Origin of the sequence: Marinobacter sp. DY40_1A1, from assembly GCF_016597815.1 — a bacterium.
Classification (GTDB): domain Bacteria; phylum Pseudomonadota; class Gammaproteobacteria; order Pseudomonadales; family Oleiphilaceae; genus Marinobacter; species Marinobacter xiaoshiensis.
Genome location: NZ_VCHA01000002.1, coordinates 532294 through 559184, shown reverse-complemented (window position 1 = coordinate 559184; position 26891 = coordinate 532294). Strand labels below are relative to the sequence as shown.

Genomic DNA, 26891 nt, shown 5'->3' with positions numbered 1-26891 from the left:
GTCTGTATGCGAGTGACAAAGGTTTGAATATGCTGTTAGCTTAGCATGATAATAGATGTATTAGCTTTGTTCCGGGTTTGCAGTGTCAATAAACAGGCTGGAGAAGAATATGTCGCAATCAGGCGGTAGTGTTTACACCAAAAGCCAACTCATGGTTGTGCAGGGTGTTGTCGGAGATTTGAGCAAGCACTGGGGGTGGCTCCTGGCGCTGGGTATTTTATTTATAGTGCTGGGAACCGTTGCTCTGGGAATGAGTGTAGCCGTAACGGTTGCAACAGTGCTCTTTTTTGGTGTGCTGCTGGCGATTGGTGGTGTTTTCCAGATTATTGAGGCGTTTAAATGCCGGGGCTGGAAAAGTATTCTGATGCACGTTCTGATAGCGCTGCTCTACATAGTTGCCGGCGTTAGTATGATAACCGAGCCAGTGGCTGGCTCCCTGGTGCTCACGGCGTTACTGGGTGGCGTTTTTGTTGCGACCGGTCTTTTGCGGATTGTAATGGGCTACCACTTGAAGGGCACTGGTCTGCGCTGGGGTTGGATGGTATTCGCTGGCGTTGTCTCGCTGGTTCTGGGCGGCATGATTTTCTTTCAGTGGCCCATGTCCGCGCTCTGGGTGATCGGCCTGCTGATTGCCATTGAAATGATCTTCCACGGCTGGGCGTATGTAATGATCGCCCTGGCACTGAAAACCGTTCGGTAAAGCCGGTGCGCTGTCCGGCTTGTTTCTGAACGGATTACAGAGGGTGCGAGAATGTCACCGGTTTTCCTGAAAATAGCTGGCTTGCTCGCCATTGGTATGGCTGTATTCGGGCTGCTCACTGGTAAGGTGCCAGCCGGAACCAGAGGTTTTAAAACCAATTACTACCACCGAAACGAAAACCCCTTTCTGTTTTATGGTTTTATCGTCATTTACCTGGTTATCGGAATGGCTATACTCGTTAATTCCGGCTAATACCCGGCGCTTTACTTGCCCAGCAACTCTCCCACCGGGCGCAGGTTTACCACGTGATCACAAAGGGATTTTATGATCATTAATATGGGGGTGGCGATGATCAGCCCTACAGGGCCCCAAAGCCAACCCCAGAACAGAAGCCCGATGAAAATCACTACCGGGTTGAGGCTCGAAACCTGGCTGGTTAACCAGGGTGTTAACAAGTACCCCTGAATGCTGGTGATGGCCAAAGAAATACCCGCCACAATGATGGCAGTATTAACCTCGCCAAACTGGATAAAGGCGGCAATACCGGTGCCCACAAATACCAGAAAAGGCCCCAGGTAGGGCACGGCACTGGCAACACCCGCAACCACGCCCCAGAGCATGGCCTGCTCTACTCCCAGGGCTACGAAAGCCAGCCAGGTCAGTACGCCCACAAACAGCGCGCCAAGCAGCATCACGAAGAGAAAACGTCGTACCTGGTGGTGAAAATCATTCATGATTCGCGCGGCCTTGCGCATTCGTCCAAACGAAGGCCCGGAGATTTTGACGATCTTCCGCTTGTACAGGGGACCCACCGCCAGAATGAAATACACCAGTAACAGTACGGAGAAAAACTGGGAAACCATGACCAGTGCAGCAGGTGAGTTCCGCAGAACGTACTCTTCAACATCCATGGGTTGATCCACCACACGCACGGGTGTGATGCCCTGATGTGCCGGGTGGTCGTCGCTTTGCCCCTGTGCAGCAGACTCTTCAATTTTCTTCGCTGCCGCCTGGGCCTTGTCAATGAGGCCCTCCTCTTGCTTTGGAGACCGGGCCTCATTACGTTGAAAGTCACTAATGGCCACGGGGACTTTATCCAGTATGGCCATGGCTTCACGTTGCAGGGGAATGCTTGCAGCCGCGATAACGCTCAATAGTGAAACCAGAATGATAGCGGCACTGAGTGGCCTGGGAATTCTGAGACGGTCGAGAGTTGAAACTAGGGTGTCCAGGGCGTAACTGATCAGCACAGCCACCGTCAGTGGCAGCAGCACGGCCTGGGCCCAGCTAATAAAAAAGAGTGAGGCGATGCTGGTGAGCACAACCAGCGATATGCTGCGAATGTTTACGGCCTCAATCAGTGCCTTCGCAGGTATTTCGTTGATGTCGGCATTACTCGGGCTGAACTTACTCTGTTCGTCGCGTGCCATAGTGTCCATTGAGAGAGTTGTCAGTTTTAGATTCCACTAAGTGTAGACTGCTGCAGCGGCGCGCGAGCAAAAGCAACAGAGTTGTAATAGAACGCTTTTGTTTTGCGTCGCGATAACACCCCCTCTTATAATCCTCGCTACTGTGATGTGATCGGCATCTCACCTTGAGCTCTCCCTTGCAAATAAAAAAGGAATACAAAATGTTGAAATTTGGCTCTTTGATGGCTGTTGCTGCAGCGACTTTGTTGCTCAGCTCTGCGGCGAACGCTCAATACAAAGATGAATACACGGTCTCTACGGTTTTGCCGTCGGCGTTTCCTTGGGGGCAGGCTGCCGATAAATGGGTTGAGCTGGTAAAAGAGCGCTCGGAAGGGCGCATCAACATGAAGATTTACAGCAACTCCCAGTTGGTGTCTGGTGACCAGACCAAAGAGTTTTCAGCGATGCGTTCCGGGCTGATTGATATGGCCGTGGGCTCAACCATTAACTGGTCGCCTCAGGTGCCCGAATTGAACCTCTTCTCTCTTCCGTTTCTGATGCCGGACAACGCCGCCATCGATGCCATTACTCAGGGTGAGGCGGGCAAAGCGGTATTCAAAGCCATTGAAAAGCGTGGTGTAACGCCTTTGGCCTGGGGTGAGAATGGCTTCCGGGAGCTGTCCAACTCAAAGCTTGCCATTAGTGAACCCTCCGATCTGGAAGGCCTGAAAATTCGGGTTGTAGGCTCGCCGCTGTTTCAGGATACCTTTACAGCCCTGGGTGCCAACCCTACCCAAATGAGCTGGGCAGACGCCAAGCCGGCACTGACCACGGGTGCTGTAGACGGCCAGGAAAACCCACTCTCCGTGTTTGATGTGGCGCGAATTGATCAGGTAGGGCAGGAGCACCTTACGCTGTGGCACTACATGGCCGACCCGCTGGTGTTTGCTGTTAGCAACCGTGTGTGGGCCCAGTTCAGTGCAGAAGACCAGGCGCTGCTGAAGCAGGCGGCGGTGGACGCAGGTCAGTGGGAAATTGAAAAATCCCGCGCTGAGCTGGCGGATACACTGCAAGCCATCAAGGATCGCGGAGTGACGGTTACCGAGCTGACCCGGGAACAGCACGATGCATTTGTGAACGCCACACTGTCTGTTTATAAAAAGTGGACACCGCGCATTGGTGAAGACCTGGTAAAACAGGCTCAAGCGGCCGTAGCCAACCGTAAACAGTAATAGCCTGTGGTTTCAGCGCTCGCCTGTGCGTGGCGAGTGCTGATACCGGAACCGGAGTATTCATGCCGTCCCGACCCCCGAAGTTCCGACCGGAAGCCTGGTTGGCATCCGTTGCCCTGATTACCATTTGCCTGATCAGTCTTGGGAATGTGGTTGTCCGTTACACCACAGATGCCTCCTTTGCGTTCACCGAGGAGTTTTCGGTGTTTCTGCTGGTTTTGCTCACCTTCGGTGGAGCTGCGGTTGCGGCTCGCAACAATCAGCACATTCGCATTGAATTGGTGGAGCACTATTTGCCGCCTGCCGCGTTAAAAGGGCTTTTTGTTCTGCAATGGCTTGCGGGTGTTGCCGTTATGGGCGTTACCACCTGGTACGGAAGTATTTTTGCGATGCAGGAATACGACTGGGAGTCCTTGTCGCCGGGATTGGGCCTACCAAACTGGATTTATGTTATCTGGTTGCCTGTGTTATCGGCTGCAATCATTATTCGCATGACCCAAAACCTCATTGATCGTCTTCGCGGAAAAAAAGACCCGGAGGTGATTCATGAGTCCTGATATTTTGATGATCGGCAGCTTTCTGCTGGCACTGCTTCTGGGTGTCCCGGTTGCTATAGCTCTGGGTTTGGGCGGATTGGTGGGCATAGTATCTGGCTTGTCTCCGGATATGCTTGCCACCTTCGGCACCAATACCTACAACAGCGTGGCAAAGTACCCGCTGATCGCGATCCCCCTGTTTATTCTTACCGGTCTTATTTTCGAGCGTGCGGGTGTGGCTGCCAGCCTGGTGCGCTTTGCCCAGGCCATAATAGGACCCCGGCATGGCAGCCTTACGGTTGTGGCGGTGCTGGTGTGCCTGATTATGGGGGGTATGAGCGGCTCCGGGCCTGCAGATGCGGCGGCGGTGGCCATGGTTATGTTGCCCAGTATGCGCAAAGCGGGTTATCCACAGCCATTTTCGGCTGCACTTATTGCTGCCTCGTCGTCTACGGCGATACTGATTCCACCATCCATAGCCCTGATTCTGTACTCCATTGTGGTACCGGGCGTGGACCTGCGTGCCCTGTTTGCCGCCGGGTTGTTTCCCGGCATTCTGGCGGGCTTGTCTCTGCTGGTGCCTGCCCTCTACCTTGCCCGAAAATTCGGTTGGGAAAACCCCGAAGAATCTGAGCGCCCGCCTTTCTGGCCCAGCTTCAAAGCGGCGCTGCCGGCACTGTTTGCCCCTGTTATTATTCTGGGCGGCTTGCGCTCCGGCTTGTTCACGCCCACTGAAGCCGCTGTGGTAGCGGTAACCTATGGCGTAATTGTAGGCACCCTTGTTTACCGGAACCTGAGCTTCCGTAACCTGTTTGATCTGATGACTGATGCTGCGGTGACATCCGGTGTGGTTATGCTGATCATAGCGCTGGCGGGTATTTTCGCCTGGGCAGGGACAACGCTGGGTACCTTCCAGCATCTGGCCGATGCACTTTTGTCGCTCTCTGATAATGGCTGGGTATTGCTGGGGCTGGTCATGGTGCTGGTGTTAATTGCCGGTATGTTGCTGGATGCCATATCGATCTATCTGATTCTTATCCCCATCGTACTGCCTTTGATGAATCACTTTGGCTGGAACCCGGTATGGTTTGGCATTCTGCTGGCCATGAACATCGCCATTGGCCAGTTTACGCCGCCGGTAGCGGTTAACCTGATGGTTACAACACGTATTGCTAATATTCGCCTGGAACATACCATTGGGTGGGCGTTAGTGTTTATAGCCGCTATGAGCGTAAGCCTGTTGCTGGTCATGCTGATTCCTGGCATCGCGCTCTGGCTTCCTGAACAGCTTGGCTATGTAGTTGGCCCTTGGTAAGGACCAGGTAGTTCGGGATTATAGTTAAATGCTATCGCCGGGTTGAATTTAATCAATTTCACTTAAGTTGGCGTATTGATTAATATTAGTAGTGTAAATAAATCAACACGCAAACGAACCAACAGGAGAGTTATCCATGGGCGTGATTAACAGCGAAATCAACCCGTTTAACGCAACCGCCTTCAAACAGGGCGAGTTTGTAGAAATTTCTGAAGCAGACGTGAAAGGCAAGTGGGCGATCTTCTTCTTCTACCCAGCCGACTTCACATTCGTTTGCCCGACTGAACTGGGCGACGTTGCAGATCACTACGAAGAGCTGCAGAAGATGGGCGTTGAAGTATTCTCTGTGTCTACCGATACGCACTTCACCCACAAAGCATGGCACGACAGCTCTGAGACCATCGGCAAGATCAACTACTTCATGGTTGGCGACCAGACCGGCACAATCACCAACAACTTTGGTGTAATGCGTGAAGGTCAGGGCCTTGCAGATCGCGCTACCTTCCTGATCGACCCGGATGGAATCATTCAGGCGATGGAAATCACTGCAGAAGGTATTGGCCGCGATGCGGGCGATCTGATGCGTAAAGTGAAGGCAGCTCAGTATGTACGCAACCACCCAGGCGAAGTATGCCCGGCCAAGTGGAAGGAAGGCGAAGCTACACTGTCTCCTTCTTTGGATCTGGTTGGTAAGATCTAAGCAGCCCTTTAACCGGGACGCGAACAGTTCAGGTTCTGTCAGGGCCTGTAACTGATAGAAAACCCCGGGTCTCCCGGGGTTTTCTGTATCTGCGGCGTATGAATTAGCTTTAGCTTTCTACCGTATCAACGCCGTACTGGGAGCCGCGGGCTTTCAGTCGATAGAATTCCTCAATGACACCCGCCATGGCATCTGGGCAATAGGGGCGAAGGCCCCCTAAAACAAGGCGCTTGGATACTTCACCTACTGGTTTGCCATCGGAGTTCAGCCGGTACTCAAGGGTGACATTCCCGCGTTTTCCGCTGTCTTCCAAATCAGCGTTATGCAGTTCCAGTTCGGGTGATGATGCATCCAGGCTATCCAGAGCAAGGCTCATGCTTTCGTACATCACCATGGGGCGATCCGGGTTGAACATCACACCCTTCGATTCCATCAGTGGTTTGAGCGTGTGAGGAAAGTTTTTACCGGAGGCTGCCACGTAGCAGCGGATAAACTCCTCAATAACCTGCTCATCTCTGGTTGTTTCGCCGCTGCGGGTGACTTCCATATAGACTTTGCCATTCTGGTCACACACTTCGATGGTTTCATCACCGATTTCCCGGAATTCCAGGGGCACACCGTCACCAAGCAGGGCACGGAAGTGAAAGGTCATGGATCGGGACAGGCCGAAACGCGACACCACTACGGCAAAAAGCAGATCTCCGGGAACGCAGAACCGGCGCGCATCGGGATCGTGGATCGGGTTGAAATCTTCGGCCACCTCTTTGGCAAACTGGCTGGCCTGAGATGCGGAGATGTGTACGCGTCCGTCCTGAATTGTATAAAAGCGGTCTGGAAACATGTGCTCTTGGTCCTGAGTGCAATGGGTAACGCCACAACGTCTTGGAGCATGGTACCGGGGTCTGGCGCGTATGGGTATGCGCTATTTGTCCATTCGCCTTGGCAGAAACGCTATCAGGCGTTTTTGAGTGCGTTTCAAGATAATCAGTCAATAGTATTCTGCTATCAATCAGTTTGGATCAATTGATTTGAGCATTTTGTTGCCAGGCCGTATCGTTATGTCATACCCCAAACAAAGCTTACTTCGAACTCTAAATCCGAAGTATCAGTTGAAAGATTTCAAAAGGAGAATTCCTATATGTTGGATGCAAATATCAAGCAGCAACTGCAAGCCTACCTGGAAAAACTGCAGCAGCCGATTGAGCTGGTAGCAGCATACGATGATGGTGCCAAATCACAGGAGTTACGGGAACTCCTGGAAGAAATAGAGACTATGTCCGAGAAGATCAGCCTGCGCACGGACGAGTCGAATGACGTACGTCGTCCGTCCTTTGCCATCAATCGCGTGGGCACCGAAATGGGTGTCCGGTTTGCGGGCATTCCCATGGGCCATGAGTTTACCTCGCTGGTTCTGGCTTTGTTACAGGTTGGTGGCCACCCATCCAAGGCTTCTCAGGATGTGATTGAGCAGGTTCAGCAGCTGGATGGCGAGTTTGAGTTTGAAACCTACTTCTCGCTGTCGTGCCAGAACTGTCCTGATGTGGTTCAGGCTCTGAATCTGATGAGCGTTCTCAACCCGAATATTCGCCACACGTCTATTGACGGCGCCCTGTTTCAGGACGAAGTGGAAAAGCGTGAGGTTATGTCGGTACCCAGCGTTTACCTGAACGGTGAGCCATGGGGCCAGGGGCGTATGACCCTGGAAGAGATTGTCGCAAAGCTGGATACCAAATCGGACGAGCGTGAAGCTGAGAAGATCAACGAGAAAGACACCTTTGAAGTACTGGTGATTGGTGGTGGCCCCGCTGGTTCAGCCGCTGCTATTTACGCCGCTCGTAAGGGTATCTCCACTGGCATCGCGGCGGAGCGCTTTGGTGGCCAGGTGGCAGACACCATGAGCATCGAAAACCTGATTTCTGTGCCTTACACCGAAGGCCCGAAGCTGGTTGCGGCTATGGAGCAGCACGTTAAAGAGTACGATGTGGATATCATGAACATGCAGGTGGCGGAGAAGCTGATTCCGGCAGCCAAGCGTGGTGAACCCCATGAGGTTCGTCTGGCCAATGGTGCATCGCTCAAGGCTCGCACCGTTGTGCTGTCTACCGGTGCGCGCTGGCGTCAGCTGGGTGTTCCCGGTGAAGACGAATACCGCAACAAGGGTGTGGCCTACTGCCCGCACTGTGATGGTCCCCTGTTCAAGGGCAAGCACGTTGCAGTGATTGGTGGTGGTAACTCAGGCGTGGAAGCCGCTATCGACCTGGCTGGCCTGGTTGGCCATGTAACACTGATCGAGTTTGGCGATGAAATGCGCGCAGACGAAGTGTTGCAGAAGAAGCTGCGCAGCCTGAAGAACGTGGACATCATTACCTCTGGCCAGACTACTGAAGTGGTTGGTGAGAATGGCAGGGTAAGCGGCTTGAACTACACAGACCGCAAGACAGGTGAAAATCACCATGTAGCACTTGAAGGTGTGTTCGTTCAGATTGGCTTGGTGCCAAACACTGAGTGGCTGAAAGGCGACATTGAGCTGAGCCAGCACGGCGAGATCATCATTAACGACCGCAATGAAACCTCGATTCCGGGTGTGTTTGCGGCAGGTGATGCCACCACAGTGCCCTACAAGCAGATTGTGATATCCATGGGCGAAGGCTCAAAAGCAGCACTGAGTGCTTTTGATTTCCTGATCCGCAACTCTGTGGAATAAGAGGGAAGCTATAGCCGGGGTCTATGCCCCGGCTATAGTCTGACAAGCTCTGTAAACGGCATTCGCTTTGATAGGCGAGTGCCGTTTTGCATTTCAGTTCCCTGAAATATCCTGCACCAGGCTGCCTTCGATGGCATCTGGCGCTTTACCATCCGGAAACAGGTGTCCGTAAGCGGCTTTTATTCCAGACAGAATGAATTCGTGGGGAACATCGTCGAAAACGCCATGATCGTTCACGTATTCCATGTGGGCTTCGCCGGCTTCGGTGTATTCCTGGAAAATCGAGTCGTTAACACCATCAAATTCCAGAGGCTCAACCTTCATCAGCTCGCACAGGCGTTTATCGAAAGCCGGGGTGGCTTTTATCCATTTGCCGTTGAGGTACAGCTCGATAAATCCGTGCATGCGAAAAATATCCGAGCGCAGCCATTCAATGAGTTTTGGGCTTGATAGGTGATTACGCACATCGGCAAGGCCCAGGCGGCTTGGTATACCAACGGATCGCGTAGCGGCGCCGAGCAATACTGCTTTGGGAATGCAGTAGCTTTCAGCTGTTTTCAAAGCATGGCTGGCACTGAAGGTTTCGGGCTCCGGGCGAAAAACGTAAGGGTTGTAGCTTACGCTGTCCCGAACGGCGAGATACAGGGCTTTCGCTTGCTCTACCTTGTCGTCAGGTACGCCTTCCAATTGGGTGGCAATCCAGGCCTTCAGTTCGGGCTGGTTGTAATCGAAATACTCTGTGGGCTGGAGGTAGCGTTCCATTGTTGTTGTCTATCCAGTTGGGTAACAGGTCTCCGATCATCTCTGATTAGCTTGCTACACGCAATAACGATATCCATCACCCTGAGTGCCCAAATGGATCATTCGCTAGCCTTCGATGATTCACTCCTTTCTTGGCTTATTGGCCTCGCCTGAGTTCATAGACACACATGTTGACCGCAGAGGCCAGGTTAAGGGATTCGATCTCGCCATTGCCCGCAATGGTGTAGGGTTTTGCGGCCATCTGTGCCAGGGCTTCCTGCGGTACCCCCCGGGCTTCGTTGCCGAACAGGTAGCAGCCGTGCTGGCGGAATGACTCTGCCGTGAGCCCGTCACCGTTCAGGTCGAGGCAGGCGATAGAGCTATAGCGGCTGGACAGGCTTGCCAGCGGTACCTCGGTTTCCAGAGCTGTGTGGAAGATCGCACCCATGCTGGCGCGCACCACTTTCGGGTTGTAGGGGTCGACACTGCCGGGGCTGAGCAGGCAGCGAAACCCGCCAAACCAGGCCAGGGTGCGTAAAATAGTGCCGAGGTTGCCTGGGTCCTGAACTTCGTGCAGGTAAATGGCTTGCTCGCTGGCCTCGGTAACGGGCTTATCTTCGTTAGCCGGCATGGGCACGACCGCCAAAATCCCCTGGGGCGTGCGGGTGTCGGCAAGCTGTGCCATCTGGCGGTCGTTAATGAGATGGGTTTTAAACGGGCCAGGCCAATGCTCATACGCGTCGGTCACATACAGCTCTGATGCCCTCAGCGCGGGCTGACTGGTGGCAGCCTTTTGCAGTTCCAGCACCAGATGTTCGCCTTCAACCAGATAATGACCCAGCGCCTGACGGTACTTTTTCTGGTGCAGCTTTTTGATGTCGTCCAGCTTCACGATGGGGTTCCCGAAATGGCTCCGCTAGTGGAATCCAGGTCTTCCAGCATAGCCAGCGCCAGTGCTTCGGCAACCTTGATACCGTCTACACCGGCTGAAAGAATGCCGCCGGCATAGCCTGCGCCTTCGCCAGCAGGGTACAGGCCACGGGTGTTCAGGCTCTGCAGGCTGGTGCGATCCCGGGTGATGCGTACTGGTGAGGAGGTGCGGGTTTCTATGCCAGTGAGAACGGCATCTTTTCGGTCAAAGCCCCGGATCTGCCTGCCAAAATTTGGCAGAGCCTCGCGGATGGCTTCGATGGCATAGGGGGGCAGGGAAGGCGCCAGATCACCCAGTTTGATGCCGGGCTTGTAGGAAGGCTCAACCTCGCCCAGCTCGGTGGACGGTGTGCGTTTGATGAAATCTCCCACCAGCTGGGCGGGGGCACAGTAATCACTGCCGCCGAGTGTGTAGGCCCGGGATTCCAGCGCTTCCTGAAACTCCACACCGGCCAGCGGGCCGCCGGGGAAGTCTTCTTCCGGGTGCACGGCCACTACTATACCGGCATTGGCGTTACGCTCGTTTCGGGAATACTGGCTCATGCCATTAGTGACGACCCGGCCTGGTTCCGAGGTAGCTGCCACCACCGTGCCCCCGGGGCACATGCAGAAGCTGTAGACGGCGCGCCCGTTGCTGGCGTGGTACACCAGTTTGTAGTCTGCTGCGCCCAGGGCCGGATGACCGGCGTATTTGCCCAGGCGGGCATTATCAATAAGCGATTGTGGATGCTCGATTCGAAAGCCAATGGCAAAGGGTTTGGCTTCAAGAAACACATCGTTCTGCTGGAGCATGCGGAAGGTGTCTCGCGCGCTGTGACCAAGGGCCATAATCACGTATCGACTGTTCAGCCGTTCACCGCTGGCCAGTTCCACACCTTCAACGCGGCCATTCTGTATGAGCAGGTCGGTGACTTTGCTTTCAAAGCGGATTTCGCCGCCAAGGCGGATGATTTCCTCACGCATTTTGGCCACTACGCCGGTCAGCCGGAAGGTGCCGATATGGGGCTTGCTCACATAGAGTATTTCTTCCGGTGCACCGGCCCGGATAAACTCATGCATTACCTTGCGGCCGTAGAACTTGGGATCTTTGATCTGGCTGTAGAGCTTGCCATCCGAGAACAACCCTGCGCCGCCCTCGCCAAACTGCACGTTGGATTCCGGAGACAGGGTTTTATTCCGCCAAAGGGCCCAGGTGTCCTTGGTGCGGCGGCGAACGTCTGGCCCGCGCTCTAACACAATGGGCCGGAAGCCCATCTGCGCCAGAATCAGGGCGGCAAACAGGCCGCATGGACCCAAGCCAATCACGATTGGGCGCTCGGTCAAGTCAGAGGGCGCTTGGGCGACCGGGTAATAGGCGGTGTCTGGTGCTGGTCGCACGTGTTGGTCTTTTTCGAAACGGGCCAGAATGGCGTCTTCGTTACGCGCGCTCAGATCAATAATGTAAACAAACTTGATCTCGGTATTCTTCTTGCGGGCGTCGTAGCTGCGCTTGAATACGGTGAAGTCCACCAAATCGGCGTCGCCGATGCCCAGTCGTTCCAGGATGGCGGCCCGCAAGGCACTTTCGGGGTGGTCCAGTGGCAGTGCCAGTTCGGTAAGGCGGATCATAGTCTGTCCTGCCCGGAACTGGCCGCCGTTAGCGGATCAGGTGCCGGGTATAAAGGGATCGGAACGTGTTGCGGTAATTGTACGTGCGCCGGGCCCGGATGTCAGGGTTTTGCCGCAAGCGGGCCAGCCACGTAGAATGGGCGGTCGACTTCCTTTTTTGATGAGTTCTTATGGCACGTTCCAAAAGCAGTGGCCGCTGGCTTGATGAGCACGTAAACGATCCCTTCGTGAAGCAGGCGCAGGTAGACGGCTATCGCTCACGGGCAAGCTACAAGCTTCTTGAAATCAACAAGAAGGACAAGCTGATTCACCCTAACATGGTGGTGATGGATCTGGGTTCTGCGCCGGGTGGCTGGTCGCAAGTGGCGGTCAATCTGGTGGGCCATAAGGGCAGGGTGCTGGCTTCCGACATACTGCCCATGGATGCTATTGCCGGGGTGGAGTTTGTTCAGGGCGATTTCACCGAAGACTCGGTCTTTGAGGCCATTATGGAAGCGCTCGGCGACAGCCGGGTGGATGTGGTGATTTCCGATATGGCTCCAAACATCAGCGGCGTTACTGTGACTGATCAGGCCTCCTCCATGTACCTGGTGGAACTGGCACTGGATATGGCCAGCCAGGTGTTGAAGCCCAAGGGCAGCTTTATAGCCAAGGTGTTCCAGGGCGAAGGTTACGACGAGTACCTGAAAGCGGCCAGAGAGGTCTTTGACAAGGTGGTGGTGCGCAAGCCGGACTCTTCCCGCGCCCGTTCCCGGGAAGTGTACGTTGTGGGCAAGGGCTTCAAGGGCTGAGCCTGCTGACCTTGCCAGCAAAAAAAGGGGCACCTGAGGTTTCAGGGCCCCGCAAAAGGCAACAGTTTTAGCTTACAGGCTTGCGTGAAGCACCCGGCGGCACATATCCGGCGTGACATCACCATGCTCACCAAGCGCTGTCATGCCGTGGCTTTCCAGGCTCTTGATCAGTGGCTCAATGTGCTCTTCGCCAAGGTCGTAGTCGCCAAGGCGGGTTTTAACGCCCAGTGATTCAAAGAAGTCCTGGGTTTTGGCAATCGCGGCTTCGGCTTTCTCTTCAGCGCTCCCCTCACGAATACCCCAAACCCGCTCGCCGTATTGAACCAGCTTGTCGAGTTTGGATGCCTTGCGCTCACGCAGCATCGACGGCAATACAATGGCCAGAGTCTGGGCGTGATCAAGGTTGTGCAGCGCAGTCAGCTCATGGCCCAGCATGTGTGTGGCCCAATCCTGGGGTACGCCACTGCCAATCAGACCATTCAGGGCCAGTGTTGCGGTCCACATCAGGCTGGCTCTGACCTGATAATTATCTGGCTCAGCCAGAGCTTGCGCGCCAATCTCGGTGAGCGTCAGCAGCAGGCCTTCGGCAAAACGATCCTGTACTGGCGCTTGGGCTGGGTAGGTCAGGTATTGCTCGATCACATGAACGAAGGCATCGACAACGCCATTGCCCACCTGACGCAGCGGCAGGGTGTAGGTTTTCGTGGGGTCAAGGATTGAGAACTGCGGGAACACAAGGTCACTTTGGAACGGTAGTTTTGCCTTCAAAGACCGGCGAGTTACAACGCCGCCCTTATTCATTTCAGAGCCAGTGGCAGGAAGAGTCAGCACCGAACCAAAGGGCAGGGCACGCTTAATATTGCGGCCACCTTTGAGCAGGATATCCCACTCGTCACCTTCGAAAACGGCGGCTGCCGCGACAAATTTGGTGCCATCGATGACCGACCCGCCGCCTACGGCGAGCAGAAAATCTATGTTCTGTTCGCGTACCTGTATAACCGCGTTCATCAAGGTTTCGAAGCTCGGGTTTGGCTCAATGCCGCCAAACTCGGTCACCGTCCGGTCGCCGAGTGCCTTGGTAACTTCATCCAGCGTACCTGTGCGGCGTGCACTTTCGCCACCAAACAGAACGAGTACCTTGGCGTCTTTGGGTACCAGTTTGTCGAGCTCCGCAATTTTACCTTCGCCAAAGGCGATACGGGTTGGGTTGTAAAAGTTGAAGTTATTCACATGGAATCCTTAATGTTGAATCTTGAAGTTTAAAGTAGATCGGTCGTCTGGTGTTTGGTGGCCCTTCCTTCGAAACCCTGCATCACATTCACCACATTTACGCCAATGGCATCCACATCGTAACCGCCTTCCATAGTGAAAACTGTAGGTAGCCTTAGTTGTTCTATACGTTGGCCCAGAGAAAAGTAGTCTTTTGATTTCAATTTAAAGAACGAAATCGGATCTTCCTCGAAGGTATCCACACCCAACGCAATAATCAGAGCGTCTGGCTGGAAATCTGCAATGCGCTTGCAGGCGGTTTCCAGCCCCTTGCTCCACTCGCTGTAGGGCGTTCCAGGAGGATAAATAATGTTGAGGTTATAGCCTTCTCCTTCAGCCTCTCCGGTTTCATCCTCAAAGCCCAGAAAGTGTGGGAACACCAGGTCTGGATCGCCATGCAGGCTGATGGTCAGTACATCGCTGCGGTCATAAAAAATGGCTTGGGTGCCGTTGCCGTGATGAAAGTCCACATCGAGAATGGCAACACGCTCGTAGCCCTGATCGCGAAATGCCTGTGCCGCAATGGCGGCGTTATTGAAGAAGCAGTAACCCCCGAATAAATCGGCGTGGGCATGGTGGCCGGGAGGGCGACACAGGGCAAAGGCGGCACGTTCGCCGTTTGCGACCAGCTTCTGGGCTGTTAATGCGACATTGGCAGAGGCGCAGGCCGCTTCCCAGGTGCCAGCAGAAATGGAGGTCTCGGCGGCAAAGCTGAAGTAGCCAAGGCGACCGTCTATGTCTTTGGGCATGCGGGGGCGCATACCACGGCCACACCACACAGCGGGAATGGCTTCTCCCGGTTTGCCTTCAGCCACCCAGTCGGCCCAGCAGTGCTCAAGAAAAGCCACGTAATCTGGCGTGTGCACGCGCTTTACGGGTGCAAGGCCAAACTCTTCAGGCTCAATCACCTCACCCAGGGTTTGTGATTTCACTCTGGCCAGTATGGTCTCTGCCCGTGATGGCTTCTCATGGGGTTCAATCAGAATGCCCCCGTCCAGTTCGGTTTTAACGGAGCGGAGGCTGTGCAGAGGTGAGAAAACAGTTTTCATGGCGCACTATCCGGGTTGATGTGTCAGCTGACTGTGCCACAGGCTTTGCGGTGGCTCAAACTAGCCCCAAGTATTTGGATTGCGTATTTTGGTCTATTGTCAAAGCGTGGCAACATGAAAAAACACCTTACTCACTATCCGATAAAGAGGCTCTCTATATGGCGAATGACAGCTATCATGAACCGGTCGGCGAACTGACCGATGAAACTCGCGAGATGCATCGTGCCGTCAGCTCCCTGATGGAGGAATTTGAAGCGGTAGACTGGTACAACCAGCGAGTGGATGCCTGCAAGGACCCTGAGCTTAAAGCGATTCTTGAGCACAATCGCGATGAAGAAAAGGAACATGCAGCCATGGTGCTTGAGTGGATTCGCAGAAAAGACCCAGTGATGGACAAACATCTGCGAGAGTTTCTGTTTACGGAAGGCCCGATTGGCCACCATGACTGACCGAGTGTAAGCACTTATGTTGTACCCCTTATCTACGCTTGCACTGGCTCCGGTTCTTATCGGGCAGGGAAGCTATGTGCGCAAGGTTACCCCGCGCTTGCCGGAGCCCGAGGGCGAGCGTTGCGGCACTCTCGGCGAAGGGCCGCAACTCCGGCTGCTGATTCTTGGCGACTCTGCTGCCGCCGGCGTAGGTGTGAGCCATCAACAGGATGCACTGGCGGGCCAGTTGGTCAGGGAACTCGCCAGGGATCACTGCGTGAGCTGGAATTTATTGGCAGAAACCGGTCGCACGGCAGCCGGTGTTATCGAGGCACTCAAAGCCGCACCCAAAGCCCATTACGATGTTGTCCTCGTGTCTGTTGGCGTAAACGATGTGACGGGCCGCACCCGCAACGGGCAGTGGGTGTCAGCCTTGAAGGAGTTGTCGGACCGGTTGATCAATAGCACGGGGGCAACACTCGTACTGTTCACCGCCATCCCGCCTATGCATCTCTTTCCCGCCTTGCCTCAGCCTTTGCGTTGGTACTTGGGCCTGCGGGCCAAACAGTTGAACACATTGATGAAAGGCCTGTGCGATACCGGCTCTTTCGAGAAAGGGCGCCTTGAATATCTGTGTGTGTCCTTTCCCCTGGAACATGGCTACATGGCCTCGGATGGCTTTCATCCCGGCGTGGATGCTTACAGGGTTTGGGCTGAGCATTCCGCGGCCAGTATTCGCAAACTGGCCCAAAATCAGTAGTTTTAGACCCCGCTAGCTAACCACCCCGCATACCCGGCTGCGCTATCGTAACTCTCATGGATACCAGAAGAACGACAATGACTTTGAGAGGTCGGATATGAGCGAGCAGCATTTTGATGTGTTGATCATCGGTGCCGGGGTGTCGGGGATCGGTATGGCCTGCCATCTCCAGCGTGAGTGTCCGGGCAAGTCGTTCGCTATTCTGGAGCGGCGTCAGTCACTCGGTGGTACCTGGGATCTGTTTCGCTACCCGGGCATTCGTTCCGATTCTGACATGTTTACCTTTGGCTATAATTTCCGCCCCTGGACTGGCGGAAAAGTGCTGGCAGACGGCGCGTCCATCAAGAACTATGTCAGCGAAACCGCAAAAGAACACAACGTTGAGCAGCATATTCGCTATGGTCTTGCCGTAAAAGCCGCGGATTGGTCCAGTGCAGAAAAATGCTGGAAGCTGACGGCGGTGAATGAGGCTACCGGTAAAAGCGAAACCTATACGGCCAGTTTTCTGATTGGTTGTACTGGCTACTACAACTACGATCAGGGCTATAAGCCTGATTTCCCCGGCGAAGCGGATTTTAAAGGCCAGGTTGTCCATCCGCAGCACTGGCCAGAAGGCCTTGATTACACCGGCAAGAAGGTTGTGGTGATCGGCAGTGGTGCCACGGCGGTCACACTGGTGCCCACGCTGGCGGAGAAAGCCGGGCATGTAACCATGCTGCAGCGCTCGCCCACGTACCTGATGCCCCTGCCGTCGACGGATAAGGTAACCCTGGGCATTCAGAAGGTGTTACCTGCCAAGGCCGCATACCGGCTGACCCGGGCGCGCAATATTACGGTGTCCCGGTTTCTGTACCAGCGTTCCCGCAAGAACCCCAAGCTCATGCGCCGCCTGTTTCTGGGCATTATCAAGCACCAGGTGGGTGATCAAACCGACATGCGTCACTTTACCCCGGGCTACAATCCCTGGGATCAGCGCCTGTGTGTGGTGAAAGACGGTGACCTTTTCCGCGCCTTGAAGACGGGCAAGGCATCCATGGCAACCGATCATATTGAGCGCTTCACAGAAACCGGTATTCGCCTTAAATCCGGTGAGCATCTGGATGCAGACATCATCGTTCCCGCCACCGGCCTGGAGATTCAGATGCTCGGAGGCATCAAGCCGAAAGTAGATGGCCGGGAAGTGGTGTTGAAAAACAAGATTGTTTACAAGAATGTGTTGGTTGAAGGCGTACCCAATGCGGGCATGATCTTTGGTTACACCAATATCTCCTGGACCCTGAAGGCCGATATTGCCAGTGAATATCTGTGCCGCCTGATCAACCACATGGACCAACGGGGGATGCGGGTGGCGGTCGCCAGAGATCACGAAAACAGTCTGGGCGAGGATACCGTAATGGGTGCCCTGGATTCCGGTTACGTCAATCGCGCCGCGGATCGCCTTCCGCGGCAGGGCACTCATGGTCCCTGGAAATCTTCACAGGATTACCTGGCAGATGTGAAAGTACTGCGCTTTGACCCCATTGAGGATGGCTACATGGAGTTCGACGGCAAGAAAACCCATGCCAGTGAGCACAATCTCCGTGGCTTTCTGCAGCCTTTGCGCTCTGCGCTGTTCGGGGCCTGATTAAAATCGACAGTAATACCCCGTTCACCGGTTCCAATTCCTTATGGCTAATTCTTGTTGCCTCTGTTACTGTGCACGCATCCTGCCTCTAAGGATTCTGCAGTTTCCGGCTTTAAGCCGCGTTGCGAACCTCCATACGACCTGTCAGAGGACGTCACCCCGATTACCGGCGCGTGACTGTAGTCGTCTTTTATTCCATGAATCTTCATGGCATCTGCCCGCATTCGCCCAAAACGGTGTTCGTGGAGGCAGAACAATCAAGAGTTAATCTTATATGAGTTTTTCTTCACTCGGTTTGTCCGAGCAGCTTGTCCGTGCAACCGCCGATCAAGGTTACGATACCCCTTCACCCATTCAGCTTCAGGCCATTCCTGCCGTACTTTCAGGCAAGGATGTTATGGCTGCAGCTCAAACGGGCACCGGGAAAACTGCCGGTTTCACACTGCCATTGCTGCAGCGCCTGGCTGAGAAGCCGCGCACGGGTAAAGGTCCCCGTGTACTTATTTTGGCCCCCACACGGGAACTGGCCGCACAGGTTCACGATAGCGTAAACCTTTACAGCAAATATGTTCCTACCAAAGCTGCCGTGGTTTTCGGTGGTGTAAAAATCAACCCGCAGATGATGAAGCTGCGTAAAGGCCTGGATGTACTGGTTGCCACACCTGGCCGCTTGATGGATTTGTATCAGCAGAACGCTGTGAAATTCAACGAAGTGGAAATCCTGGTGCTGGACGAAGCCGACCGTATGCTGGACATGGGCTTTATTCGCGACATCAAAAAGATTCTTGCGCTGTTGCCAGCCAAGCGTCAGAACCTGCTGTTTTCTGCCACATTCTCCGGTGAGATTCGTGCGCTGGCTCAAGGCTTGCTGAATAACCCGGTTCAGATTGATGTGGCGGTCAGAAACACCACCGCTGAGTCAGTAAAACAGTCGGTGTACACCGTTGATCAGAGCCAGAAAACCGCGCTGCTGAGCAAGCTGGTGCGAGATAACAGTTGGGAGCAGGTGCTGGTGTTTACCCGCACCAAGCACGGTGCAAACCGCTTGACCCAGAAGTTGGAAAAGGACGGTATTACCGCAGCCGCGATTCATGGCAACAAGTCTCAGGGTGCTCGTACCCGTGCACTGGCCGATTTTAAAGCCGGAGAAGTGCGCGTGCTGGTAGCGACGGATATTGCTGCCCGTGGCCTGGACATCAAACAGTTGCCCCAAGTGGTTAACTTTGAGTTGCCCAACGTGCCAGAAGACTATGTTCACCGTATTGGCCGTACCGGTCGCGCCGGTGAAAGTGGTCATGCGTTGTCGTTGGTAAGCGCTGATGAGCTCAAGATGCTGGTTGGCATCGAAAAGTTGATCAAGAAGCAGTTGCCGCGCAAGGAAATAGAAGGTTTTGAGCCAAAGAACAATGTGGCTATGAAGCCCAAAGCCAAGGCAGATCCCAGCAAGGCTCGTAATCGCAGTGGTGGTAACGGACGGCCGGGCAGTAAGCCCCGCAGCTTTGGCGATAAGCCAGGTGGTCGTAGCGGTGGTCGCAGCCAGAGTGGCGGTGGTCAGCGTGGGCGTTCAAGCCAGAGTGCGTGAAGCCTGATAGGCCTCAGGTAACTGAATAAACAATGCGGAGCTTACTTAGGCTCCGCATTGTTGTTTTCGGGGATCAGAACTTGTAGGTGAAGCCTACCATGTAGACCATTGGGTCGATTTCTACATTCAGCTTTTCAGTAACACCTTTGATTTCCGCTTCGGTATCAATATCTGCCCACCAAACAGCGGCGTTAAGACCGAAGTGCTCATTCAGCATATAGTCCACGCCGAACTCCACTGCTAAACCTACACTGTCATCCAGTGTGAGTTCGCCCAGATCGGACTTTTCTTCAAAGAACGTGGTGTAGTTGATGCCTACGCCAACAAATGGCTGAAGTGCCGAAGAGCTCTGCATGGGGAAGTACTGCAGGGTCACCGTTGGTGGCAAGTGCTTGGTTTCGCCGATGTCTACTCCGTCGAGCGCTCCACCTTTACCGCTTATATTGTGCTTGAAGGGGGTGGCGGCCAGAACGCCAACACCCAGGTTGCCAGTAAACATGTAGGTTGCACGGATACCCAGCTGTGAGTTGGAATCCACGGCAACTTCAGATCCTGTTGCACCACCGCCTACGAGTAGAACTTCGTCGCTGGAATCATCTGGTGCCACATGCACAACACCGGCACGCAGAATGAAATCACCAGCTTCAAAAGCCTGAGCAGCGGGCGCAACGGCCATAACTGCAGCTGCCATAACACTAAGTTTGAACGTACGGGACATATATATCTCCTGAGAACCTGAATCGTTGTTGCGATCAGATTAAAGATCATGGAGATAGAGAACTTGATATAGCGCAATAATTGCTGGCAGTTGAGCCGCGTTACAGCGTCGGATTGACGCAACTCAAGAAAAGGTTCAGGAGTGTAGTTTTGCGGATTGTCAGGCAGAGTCTTTTTTGCTGCCAGGCGCGGCGTCACCGGAAACAAACACATCACGCACAGTGACTGGATTACCTTCGGCGTTTTGCACCTGAACGGTTTGTATTGGCTGCCCTGTGGCTTTATCCCTAAGATCCAGCGGTGTCTCGTCGGGTGCCGGGTTCCACTGGTCTCCCCATTGGCGCAGAGCAATAACAACAGGGAACAGATCCCGGCCTTTCTCGGTAAGCCGGTACTCAAAACGGGAGCCGTGCTCGCCCACATCTACTTTTTTCAGTACGCCGTTATCTACTAATCGGGCCAGGCGGTCGCACAAGATATTTTTGGCAATGCCCAGCTCTTGCTGAAAGTCCACAAAACGGCGGGTACCGTACATAGCGTGCAGTACGATAAGCAGGGACCACCAGTCACCCACCTGGTTCAGGGCACGGGCGACGGAGCAGTTGGAGTCATCAAAACGTTTTCTGGCCATGGGAAGAAGTGTACATAATAAGGTTGCATCTTAAAACCAGATTAAATAAAGTTGCGTTAAGAGACCAAATTAGTGAGGTAGCTACCAAGCGGCCGTGCCTCGCTAATCAATAGTCATCGCCAACATTGAACTTCTACGGAGTAGCCACTGATGACCACCAACCTGGGCCCTATGTTTCAACCCTTTGATATTCACAACCTCACGCTGCGCAATCGGGTCGCCATGGCGCCAATGACCCGCAATTTCTCGCCCAAAGGCGTGCCGGGGGAGAACGTAGTGGCTTATTACCAGCGCCGGGCCGAAGCAGGCGTTGGCCTTATCATCACGGAAGGCACAACGGTGAATCATGCCGGTGCCAATGGCTACCCCAATGTGCCCCAGTTTCATGGTGAAGAAGCCTTGGCTGGCTGGAAAAACGTGGTAGATGCTGTACACGAAGCTGGCGGAGCCATTTTTCCGCAGCTTTGGCACGTGGGTGCGGTGCGTAAAGAAGGCACAGAGCCAGATCCTTCCGTTCCCGGCTACAGCCCATCAGGGTTGTTTGCGCCAGGAAAGCCAAACGGTAAGGCGATGAGCAAAGAGGATATTGCGGATGTGGTCAAGGCATTCGCAGATGCCGCACAGGATGCCAAAGCACTCGGGTTTGACGGCGTAGAGATTCACGGCGCTCACGGCTATCTGCTGGACCAGTTCCTGTGGGAAGGCACCAACCAGCGGGATGATGAATACGGCGGCAGCATGGAAAATCGCCTGCGCTTCGTTGTAGAAATAGTAGAAGCGGTTCGCCACCGAGTAGGCCCGGAGTTCCCCATCATGCTGCGCTTCTCGCAGTGGAAGCAGCAGGATTACGAAGCAAAACTGGTTAACAGCCCGGAAGAGTTGGAACAGTTCCTGAAGCCGCTGGTTGAAGCCGGTGTGGATATTTTCCACGCATCAACCCGCCGTTTCTGGGAGCCGGAGTTTGAAGGTTCCAACCTTAACCTGGCAGGCTGGACGCAGAAGCTGTCTGGCAAGCCCACCATGTCGGTTGGCAGCGTTGGCCTGACCGAAGATTTCATCAGTGGCACAATGGCCAGCAAGCAAGAGTCGGTAGAGCAGTCGGGTATCGACGAGCTGGTAGAGCGCATGAACAACCACGAATTTGAACTGATTGCCGTGGGCCGCGCACTTCTACAGGACCCGGAATGGCTGACCAAAGTGCAGGAAGGACGGCTTGGCGAAGTGGACGATTTCGCCCGCAAATCCCTCACCAAACTATACTGAGACTGGACTGAATATTTCCTGTCTGTAACAGCACACCCCCATTGTCTGAGCGTATGATGGGGGTGTTTTTTTATGGGTGGAATTTCACGGGAGGAACGGTAATGTCTTTTAAGAACAGTCTGTCAGTGCTGATGCTTGCGAGCCTGCTGGCGTTTGCAGGTTGTGCGACGGTGGGTAAGGATTTTTCCACACACAATATTGACCAGATTACCCAGGGTGAAACCACCCGGGCCGAGATTCAGGAAATGTTTGGGGAGCCTTGGCGCACAGGCGTTGAAGACGGCAAGCGCACCTGGACTTACGGCAAGTACCGCTGGTCTGCCTTCGGCGATGCAGAAACTACGGATCTGGTAGTTCGGTTCAATCCCGACGGAACCGTAGCTTCTTACGTTTTTAACACCACCGAGTAAGCGGGCTTAGTCCCTCAGCCCACTAACAAGCTTGTCGATGCTGTCTTTGGCATCGCCAAATAGCATGCGGGCGTTGTCCTTGAAGAACAGCGGGTTTTCCACACCGGAATAACCCGTTGCCATGCCCCGTTTAAGAATCACTACCTGCCGTGCTTTCCACACCTCCAGTACCGGCATGCCTGCAATCGGGCTGCCCGGGTCTTCTGCTGCGGCAGGGTTCACCGTGTCGTTGGCTCCAATAACCAGCACCACGTCTGTGGTTGGGAAATCCTCGTTGATTTCGTCCATCTCCAGCACTATGTCGTAGGGCACATGGGCTTCTGCCAGCAGCACGTTCATGTGGCCGGGGAGTCGACCGGCTACGGGGTGGATGCCAAAGCGCACATCCACGCCACGCTCCCGCAACAGTTTGGTCATGTCGCTCACCCCACTCTGAGCCTGCGCCACCGCCATGCCGTAACCCGGTACGATAATGACGGAATCAGCATTGCGTAACTCCTCGCACACTTCGTCTGCGCTGGCTTCCAATGCTGTTCGATCGTCAGGGTCTGCGCTTGCAGAACTGCTGCTGGTTTGGCCGAATCCGCCGAGGATTACACTGATGAACGACCGGTTCATGGCCTTGCACATTATGTAACTGAGAATGGCGCCGCTGCTGCCCACCAGTGCACCGGTCACGATCAACAGGTCGTTGCCCAGCATGAACCCGATGGACGCTGCGGCCCAGCCGGAATAACTGTTCAGCATCGACACCACCACCGGCATGTCGGCACCGCCAATGGCCATAATGAGGTGAATGCCCAACACTGCCGCCACGATCGTCATAAGCACCAGAGCAAGTATGCCCAGCGCCATGCTTTCGGTACCCAGGAACCAGGCGCCCAGCAGAATCGACACCGCTATCGCAGCCAGATTCATCAGATGCCGGCCGGGGAGGGTGAGAGCCTTGCTGTCGATACGGCCATCCAGCTTGCCGCAGGCCACCAGCGAGCCGGTGAAGGTAACGGCACCGATAAAGATGCCCACAAACACTTCCACCAGTTTGATGGTGTGCTCGGCACCTGTGGTGTGAATCAGCGGCTCGATGTAGCCAGTGAAGCCCACCAGCACGGCGGCCAAACCGACAAAGCTGTGCAGCAGCGCCACCAGCTGTGGCATCTGGGTCATTTCTACCTTGTTGGCAATGGCGATGCCAATGCTGGCACCCACCAGCACCGCAATCACGATGGCAACAAGCCCACTGTCACTGACGCTGGCCATGGTGGCGACCAATGCAATGAGAATGCCGGCTACCCCGTAAAGATTGCCCCGGCGTGCGGATTCCTGATTGCTCAGGCCTCCCAGGCTGAGGATAAACAATACGCTGGCGACCACATAGGCCACACTAACGAGTCCTGTACTCATGGTGGTCGCCTCCTATTTGCGGAACATTTTGAGCATGCGATGGGTAACCCGGAAGCCACCCCCAACGTTGATGCTGGCAATCAGCACCGCCACAAACGCCAGAACTCCGACCACGGCATTCTCTGCCTGGGCCAGGTGCAACATGGCACCAATCACGATAATGCCACTGATGGCGTTGGTGACACTCATCAGGGGTGTGTGCAGGGACGCCGTGACGTTCCACACCACCTGCCAGCCGATAAAACACGCCAGCACGAACACGGTGAAGTGCCGCAGGAAGCTTTCCGGTGCATAGGCGCCAACGCCATAAAGTGCCGCAAGGGTGACGACCAACACGGCCCCCTTACCGATCAGGCTACGGCGTTGGGATTCCTTGTGTGCCGCCGCTTTTTGTTCTGCCGAAGGTTCTTCTGTGCCTGGTGCAGGCTTGGGGCTGGTGGGTGTTTGCGGCTGCGGTGGCGGCCAGGTTACGTCCTTGCCCAGCACCACCGTAAGGCCACGAATCACGTCGTCCTCCATGTTCACTTTTGGCTGGCCGTCTTTCTCCGGTGTCAGTTCAGTCACCAGATGAAACAGGTTGGTGGCATAGAGATCGCTGGCCACCTTGGCCATACGGCTGGGAAGATCCGTGTAGCCGATCAGCGTAACGTCGTGCTGCTCGACAATTTTTCCGGGCTCGGTAAGCTCGCAATTGCCGCCTCGTTCCGATGCCAGATCCACAATCACGCTGCCGGGCTTCATGGATTTCACCATCTCCGCCGTGATCAGTTTCGGCGCCGGCTTACCGGGAATCAGGGCGGTGGTAATGATGATATCTACCTCTTTGGCTTGTTCTGCGAACAGCGCCATTTCCGCCTTGATAAACTCGTCGCTCATCTGCTTGGCGTAACCGCCTGCACCACTGCCTTCTTCCTCGCCAAAATCCAGCTGCAGAAATTCGGCGCCCATGCTTTCAATCTGTTCCTTCACTTCCAGCCGGGTGTCGAAGGCCCGGACGATGGCCCCCAGACTATTGGCTGCGCCCACCGCCGCAAGCCCGGCCACGCCGGCGCCGATTACCATTACTTTGGCTGGCGGCACCTTGCCTGCTGCCGTTATCTGGCCTGTGAAAAAGCGTCCGAAGTGATTGGCGGCTTCTACCACCGCACGATACCCGGCGATGTTCGCCATGGCGCTCAGAGCATCCATTTTCTGGGCCCGGCTTATGCGGGGCAGGCTGTCGATGGCAAAGGTGGTGATGTTACGGGCCGCCAGCTGGTTAAGAAGCTCGGCGTTCTGGGCGGGCCAGATGTAGCTGATGAGAAAGCCCCCTTCCTTCATCAGGTCGGCCTCATGCTTGCCCAGAGCCGGGTTCAGCATGGGTGCGCGAACCTTCAGAATGATATCTGCCTCGCGCCAAAGGGATTGAGCATCCGCGGCAATGGAAGCGCCAACGGCTTCATAAGCTTCGTCGCGATAGTGCGCCGCTTCGCCTGCGCCGGATTCAACTCTTACCTCATAGCCCAGGTTGATCAGTTTGTGTACGGAAGGCGGTGTGGCTGCAACTCGCCGTTCGTCTGTGAATATCTCTTTTGGAATGCCAATCTTCATGATGCAAACGCCCTGTGTTTGAACCGATGAAAGGAAGGAGAACTACCTTCATCCTAGTGCAAGCTCAGGACTTTGCCTGCCATACGTTCTGTTGCGTACGGCAGAAATCCGGATAAGGCGCTATGCTTTGCGTTTTTGCACATACCGGAATTTTTTCGATGATTGAGATGTTTTTCAGCACCTATATCAGCAGCACCATTCGCTTTCTGTTTCTGCTGGCGCCTTTCTTTGCGGTGTCCATGTTTATCGCCTTGACCCGCGGTTTGCCCGCAGCTGAAAAAGCCTCGATCATTCGCCGGGCGTGCATTGCTGCATCCATAATGGGTGTCTTGTTGTTCTTCGGCGGCCCGGTGCTGTTCAGCGCCATTGGCATTACTCTGAACTCTTTCCGCATTGGTGCCGGCACACTGCTGTTCCTCACTGCCATCAGCCTGGTCACCAGCGGCACCCGCAACCATGCCACTGGCCTACCAGAGGAAGAGCGCGACGACATCGCTGTGGTGCCCTTGGCCGTTCCAGTGATGATTGGCCCCGCTACCATCGGTGCTATTCTGGTATACGGTGCTGAACTCAAACAGGCTCCGGAAGTGGCAGGAGGTCTGCTGGGCCTGCTTTCCGGCCTGCTGATTCTGGGCATATTGCTGCACTTGTCTGGCTACCTGGAAAAAGCTCTGGGTAAAACCGGCCTCAACATACTCTCCAAAATCAGTGGTCTGGTACTCTCGGCCATGGCAGCAGAAATTGTACTGACAGGCATTACAGGCTTTATCGCCAGTTCCGGTTTGATGGGAGCATAAGGGGGCTCAATGTCCGCTGACACCACAGAGCACAACCGCAACCGACAGGATTTTTCCGGCATCGAGTCGATCTGGTTGTTTGGTTATGGTTCGCTCATCTATAAAGTCGACTTCCCGTATTTGGAAAAACGCCCAGCGTCTATTCAGGGCTGGGCCCGTCGGTTCTGGCAGGGATCTCACGATCACCGCGGTACTCCGGAAGCGCCAGGGCGTGTGGTGACTCTGATCGAGCAGCCGGGTGCCAAGTGCAAAGGTATGGCCTTCCGGGTGTCACCGAAGGTGTTCGAGCATTTGGATGTACGGGAGAAGAACGGCTATCTGCGATTCACAACAACGTTGACGTTCGATAACGGCAGTCATGGTGAGGGGCTGGTTTACATTGCCACTGAGGACAACGAAGCCTTCCTTGGCGAGGCGCCGGATGCGGATATAGCCCGCCAGATTGCTTCTGCGGTTGGTCCGAGTGGCCCAAACTCCGAATACCTGCTCAGGCTCGCTGAGTCATTGCGCGCACTGGGTGATGAGTGTACTCATACTTTCGCAATTGAGTCGTGCCTCAAGAAAGCTCCTGAGGAAGACCTGTAATTCCGAGTAAGCAACCGAGGGCGGGGCACCTTCCGAAACTGTGCGGAGCCAGGGATGGCGGAGCCAAGCGTACACGGACGTATTCACAGCGTGTTTCGGAAGGTGCCCCGCCCTCA

Annotated in this window: 27 protein-coding genes; 16 read left to right on the top strand and 11 right to left on the bottom strand. The window is 54.8% G+C overall.

Annotated elements, in window-relative coordinates:
- The first annotated feature begins 109 nt into the window (after window positions 1-109).
- Window positions 110-700 carry an HdeD family acid-resistance protein gene (locus FFI61_RS08430; protein ID WP_200202449.1) on the top strand — a complete coding sequence of 197 codons (591 nt, stop codon included), beginning with the start codon at window positions 110-112 and terminating at the stop codon, window positions 698-700.
- A gap of 51 nt (window positions 701-751) precedes the next feature.
- Complete coding sequence (locus FFI61_RS08425; RefSeq protein WP_200369915.1) at window positions 752-952, top strand: hypothetical protein; 201 nt, start codon at window positions 752-754, stop codon at window positions 950-952.
- A gap of 11 nt (window positions 953-963) precedes the next feature.
- Here the strand turns inward: FFI61_RS08425 and FFI61_RS08420 are convergent, their stop codons facing one another.
- Window positions 964-2130: an AI-2E family transporter gene (locus tag FFI61_RS08420; protein ID WP_200369914.1), complete on the bottom strand. Its 1167-nt coding sequence runs from the start codon at window positions 2128-2130 to the stop codon at window positions 964-966.
- A 200-nt stretch (window positions 2131-2330) separates the two neighbouring features.
- Here FFI61_RS08420 and FFI61_RS08415 point away from each other — a divergent pair, with 200 nt between their 5' ends.
- The 4 genes from FFI61_RS08415 to ahpC all read left to right on the top strand — a co-directional run bounded on the left by FFI61_RS08415 (window position 2331) and on the right by ahpC (window position 5892).
- Window positions 2331-3341: a DctP family TRAP transporter solute-binding subunit gene (locus tag FFI61_RS08415; RefSeq protein WP_200202447.1), complete on the top strand. Its 1011-nt coding sequence runs from the start codon at window positions 2331-2333 to the stop codon at window positions 3339-3341.
- Window positions 3342-3403: 62 nt separating this feature from the next.
- Window positions 3404-3898 carry a TRAP transporter small permease gene (locus FFI61_RS08410; protein ID WP_200369913.1) on the top strand — a complete coding sequence of 165 codons (495 nt, stop codon included), beginning with the start codon at window positions 3404-3406 and terminating at the stop codon, window positions 3896-3898.
- On the top strand, window positions 3888-5192 hold the full coding sequence (locus tag FFI61_RS08405; protein ID WP_200369912.1) for a TRAP transporter large permease: 1305 nt from the start codon (window positions 3888-3890) through the stop codon (window positions 5190-5192). Before FFI61_RS08410 ends, FFI61_RS08405 begins: the two co-directional genes overlap by 11 nt.
- A gap of 136 nt (window positions 5193-5328) precedes the next feature.
- The gene (gene ahpC, locus FFI61_RS08400; RefSeq protein ID WP_200369911.1) at window positions 5329-5892 is read left to right on the top strand and encodes an alkyl hydroperoxide reductase subunit C; all 564 of its coding nucleotides are present in this window, start codon (window positions 5329-5331) and stop codon (window positions 5890-5892) included.
- A 109-nt stretch (window positions 5893-6001) separates the two neighbouring features.
- On the opposite strand, the gene FFI61_RS08395 is transcribed toward ahpC, so the two are convergent.
- Window positions 6002-6733 carry a DUF3581 domain-containing protein gene (locus tag FFI61_RS08395; RefSeq protein WP_200369910.1) on the bottom strand — a complete coding sequence of 244 codons (732 nt, stop codon included), beginning with the start codon at window positions 6731-6733 and terminating at the stop codon, window positions 6002-6004.
- Between the two features lie 297 nt (window positions 6734-7030).
- On the opposite strand from FFI61_RS08395, the gene ahpF reads away from it, so the two are divergent.
- Complete coding sequence (gene ahpF / locus FFI61_RS08390) at window positions 7031-8596, top strand: alkyl hydroperoxide reductase subunit F (protein WP_200202442.1); 1566 nt, start codon at window positions 7031-7033, stop codon at window positions 8594-8596.
- 93 nt (window positions 8597-8689) lie between these two features.
- Here ahpF and FFI61_RS08385 read toward each other — a convergent pair whose 3' ends face one another.
- The 3 genes from FFI61_RS08385 to FFI61_RS08375 all read right to left on the bottom strand — a co-directional run bounded on the left by FFI61_RS08385 (window position 8690) and on the right by FFI61_RS08375 (window position 11875).
- Window positions 8690-9358, bottom strand: a complete 669-nt coding sequence (locus FFI61_RS08385) for a transglutaminase-like domain-containing protein (protein ID WP_200202441.1) — start codon at window positions 9356-9358, stop codon at window positions 8690-8692.
- A gap of 136 nt (window positions 9359-9494) precedes the next feature.
- Window positions 9495-10229, bottom strand: a complete 735-nt coding sequence (locus FFI61_RS08380) for a TrmH family RNA methyltransferase (RefSeq protein ID WP_200369909.1) — start codon at window positions 10227-10229, stop codon at window positions 9495-9497.
- Window positions 10226-11875 carry an NAD(P)/FAD-dependent oxidoreductase gene (locus FFI61_RS08375; RefSeq protein WP_200369908.1) on the bottom strand — a complete coding sequence of 550 codons (1650 nt, stop codon included), beginning with the start codon at window positions 11873-11875 and terminating at the stop codon, window positions 10226-10228. The genes FFI61_RS08380 and FFI61_RS08375 overlap by 4 nt, the downstream gene beginning before the upstream one ends.
- Window positions 11876-12045: 170 nt before the next feature.
- On the opposite strand from FFI61_RS08375, the gene rlmE reads away from it, so the two are divergent.
- Window positions 12046-12666 (top strand): 23S rRNA (uridine(2552)-2'-O)-methyltransferase RlmE, encoded by a 621-nt coding sequence (rlmE, locus tag FFI61_RS08370; RefSeq protein ID WP_200369907.1) that lies wholly within the window; start codon window positions 12046-12048, stop codon window positions 12664-12666.
- Between the two features lie 72 nt (window positions 12667-12738).
- Here rlmE and FFI61_RS08365 read toward each other — a convergent pair whose 3' ends face one another.
- Both FFI61_RS08365 and FFI61_RS08360 read right to left on the bottom strand, forming a co-directional pair.
- Window positions 12739-13896 carry an iron-containing alcohol dehydrogenase gene (locus FFI61_RS08365; protein WP_200369906.1) on the bottom strand — a complete coding sequence of 386 codons (1158 nt, stop codon included), beginning with the start codon at window positions 13894-13896 and terminating at the stop codon, window positions 12739-12741.
- A gap of 29 nt (window positions 13897-13925) precedes the next feature.
- The gene (locus FFI61_RS08360; protein ID WP_200369905.1) at window positions 13926-14984 is read right to left on the bottom strand and encodes a histone deacetylase family protein; all 1059 of its coding nucleotides are present in this window, start codon (window positions 14982-14984) and stop codon (window positions 13926-13928) included.
- Window positions 14985-15142: 158 nt separating this feature from the next.
- Between FFI61_RS08360 and FFI61_RS08355 the strand changes: the two genes are divergently transcribed.
- The 4 genes from FFI61_RS08355 (at window position 15143) to FFI61_RS08340 (ending at window position 19378) form a co-directional block, all read left to right on the top strand.
- Entirely contained in the window at window positions 15143-15433 is a 291-nt protein-coding gene (locus tag FFI61_RS08355) for an encapsulin-associated ferritin-like protein (protein WP_144777435.1), read from the top strand.
- A gap of 16 nt (window positions 15434-15449) precedes the next feature.
- Window positions 15450-16172, top strand: coding sequence for an SGNH/GDSL hydrolase family protein (locus tag FFI61_RS08350; RefSeq protein ID WP_200369904.1), 723 nt, complete (start codon window positions 15450-15452; stop codon window positions 16170-16172).
- A 97-nt stretch (window positions 16173-16269) separates the two neighbouring features.
- Entirely contained in the window at window positions 16270-17796 is a 1527-nt protein-coding gene (locus FFI61_RS08345; RefSeq protein ID WP_200369903.1) for a flavin-containing monooxygenase, read from the top strand.
- Window positions 17797-18070: 274 nt separating this feature from the next.
- Complete coding sequence (locus FFI61_RS08340; RefSeq protein ID WP_200369902.1) at window positions 18071-19378, top strand: DEAD/DEAH box helicase; 1308 nt, start codon at window positions 18071-18073, stop codon at window positions 19376-19378.
- A 73-nt stretch (window positions 19379-19451) separates the two neighbouring features.
- Here the strand turns inward: FFI61_RS08340 and FFI61_RS08335 are convergent, their stop codons facing one another.
- Both FFI61_RS08335 and FFI61_RS08330 read right to left on the bottom strand, forming a co-directional pair.
- On the bottom strand, window positions 19452-20096 hold the full coding sequence (locus FFI61_RS08335) for an OmpW/AlkL family protein (RefSeq protein ID WP_200369901.1): 645 nt from the start codon (window positions 20094-20096) through the stop codon (window positions 19452-19454).
- Between the two features lie 159 nt (window positions 20097-20255).
- Window positions 20256-20726, bottom strand: coding sequence for a winged helix-turn-helix transcriptional regulator (locus tag FFI61_RS08330; protein WP_200369900.1), 471 nt, complete (start codon window positions 20724-20726; stop codon window positions 20256-20258).
- A 150-nt stretch (window positions 20727-20876) separates the two neighbouring features.
- Here FFI61_RS08330 and FFI61_RS08325 point away from each other — a divergent pair, with 150 nt between their 5' ends.
- Window positions 20877-21989, top strand: a complete 1113-nt coding sequence (locus tag FFI61_RS08325; RefSeq protein ID WP_200369899.1) for an NADH:flavin oxidoreductase — start codon at window positions 20877-20879, stop codon at window positions 21987-21989.
- A 101-nt stretch (window positions 21990-22090) separates the two neighbouring features.
- Window positions 22091-22399 carry an outer membrane protein assembly factor BamE gene (bamE, locus tag FFI61_RS08320; RefSeq protein WP_200202428.1) on the top strand — a complete coding sequence of 103 codons (309 nt, stop codon included), beginning with the start codon at window positions 22091-22093 and terminating at the stop codon, window positions 22397-22399.
- Window positions 22400-22405: 6 nt separating this feature from the next.
- On the opposite strand, the gene pntB is transcribed toward bamE, so the two are convergent.
- Together pntB and FFI61_RS08310 are read right to left on the bottom strand one after the other, a co-directional pair.
- Window positions 22406-23803, bottom strand: coding sequence for a Re/Si-specific NAD(P)(+) transhydrogenase subunit beta (gene pntB / locus FFI61_RS08315; RefSeq protein ID WP_200369898.1), 1398 nt, complete (start codon window positions 23801-23803; stop codon window positions 22406-22408).
- Between the two features lie 12 nt (window positions 23804-23815).
- Window positions 23816-25393 carry a Re/Si-specific NAD(P)(+) transhydrogenase subunit alpha gene (locus tag FFI61_RS08310; protein ID WP_200369897.1) on the bottom strand — a complete coding sequence of 526 codons (1578 nt, stop codon included), beginning with the start codon at window positions 25391-25393 and terminating at the stop codon, window positions 23816-23818.
- Window positions 25394-25551: 158 nt separating this feature from the next.
- Here FFI61_RS08310 and FFI61_RS08305 point away from each other — a divergent pair, with 158 nt between their 5' ends.
- Window positions 25552-26190 carry a MarC family protein gene (locus FFI61_RS08305; RefSeq protein ID WP_200369896.1) on the top strand — a complete coding sequence of 213 codons (639 nt, stop codon included), beginning with the start codon at window positions 25552-25554 and terminating at the stop codon, window positions 26188-26190.
- Window positions 26191-26199: 9 nt separating this feature from the next.
- Entirely contained in the window at window positions 26200-26775 is a 576-nt protein-coding gene (locus FFI61_RS08300) for a gamma-glutamylcyclotransferase (protein WP_200369895.1), read from the top strand.
- Window positions 26776-26891 lie beyond the last annotated feature (116 nt).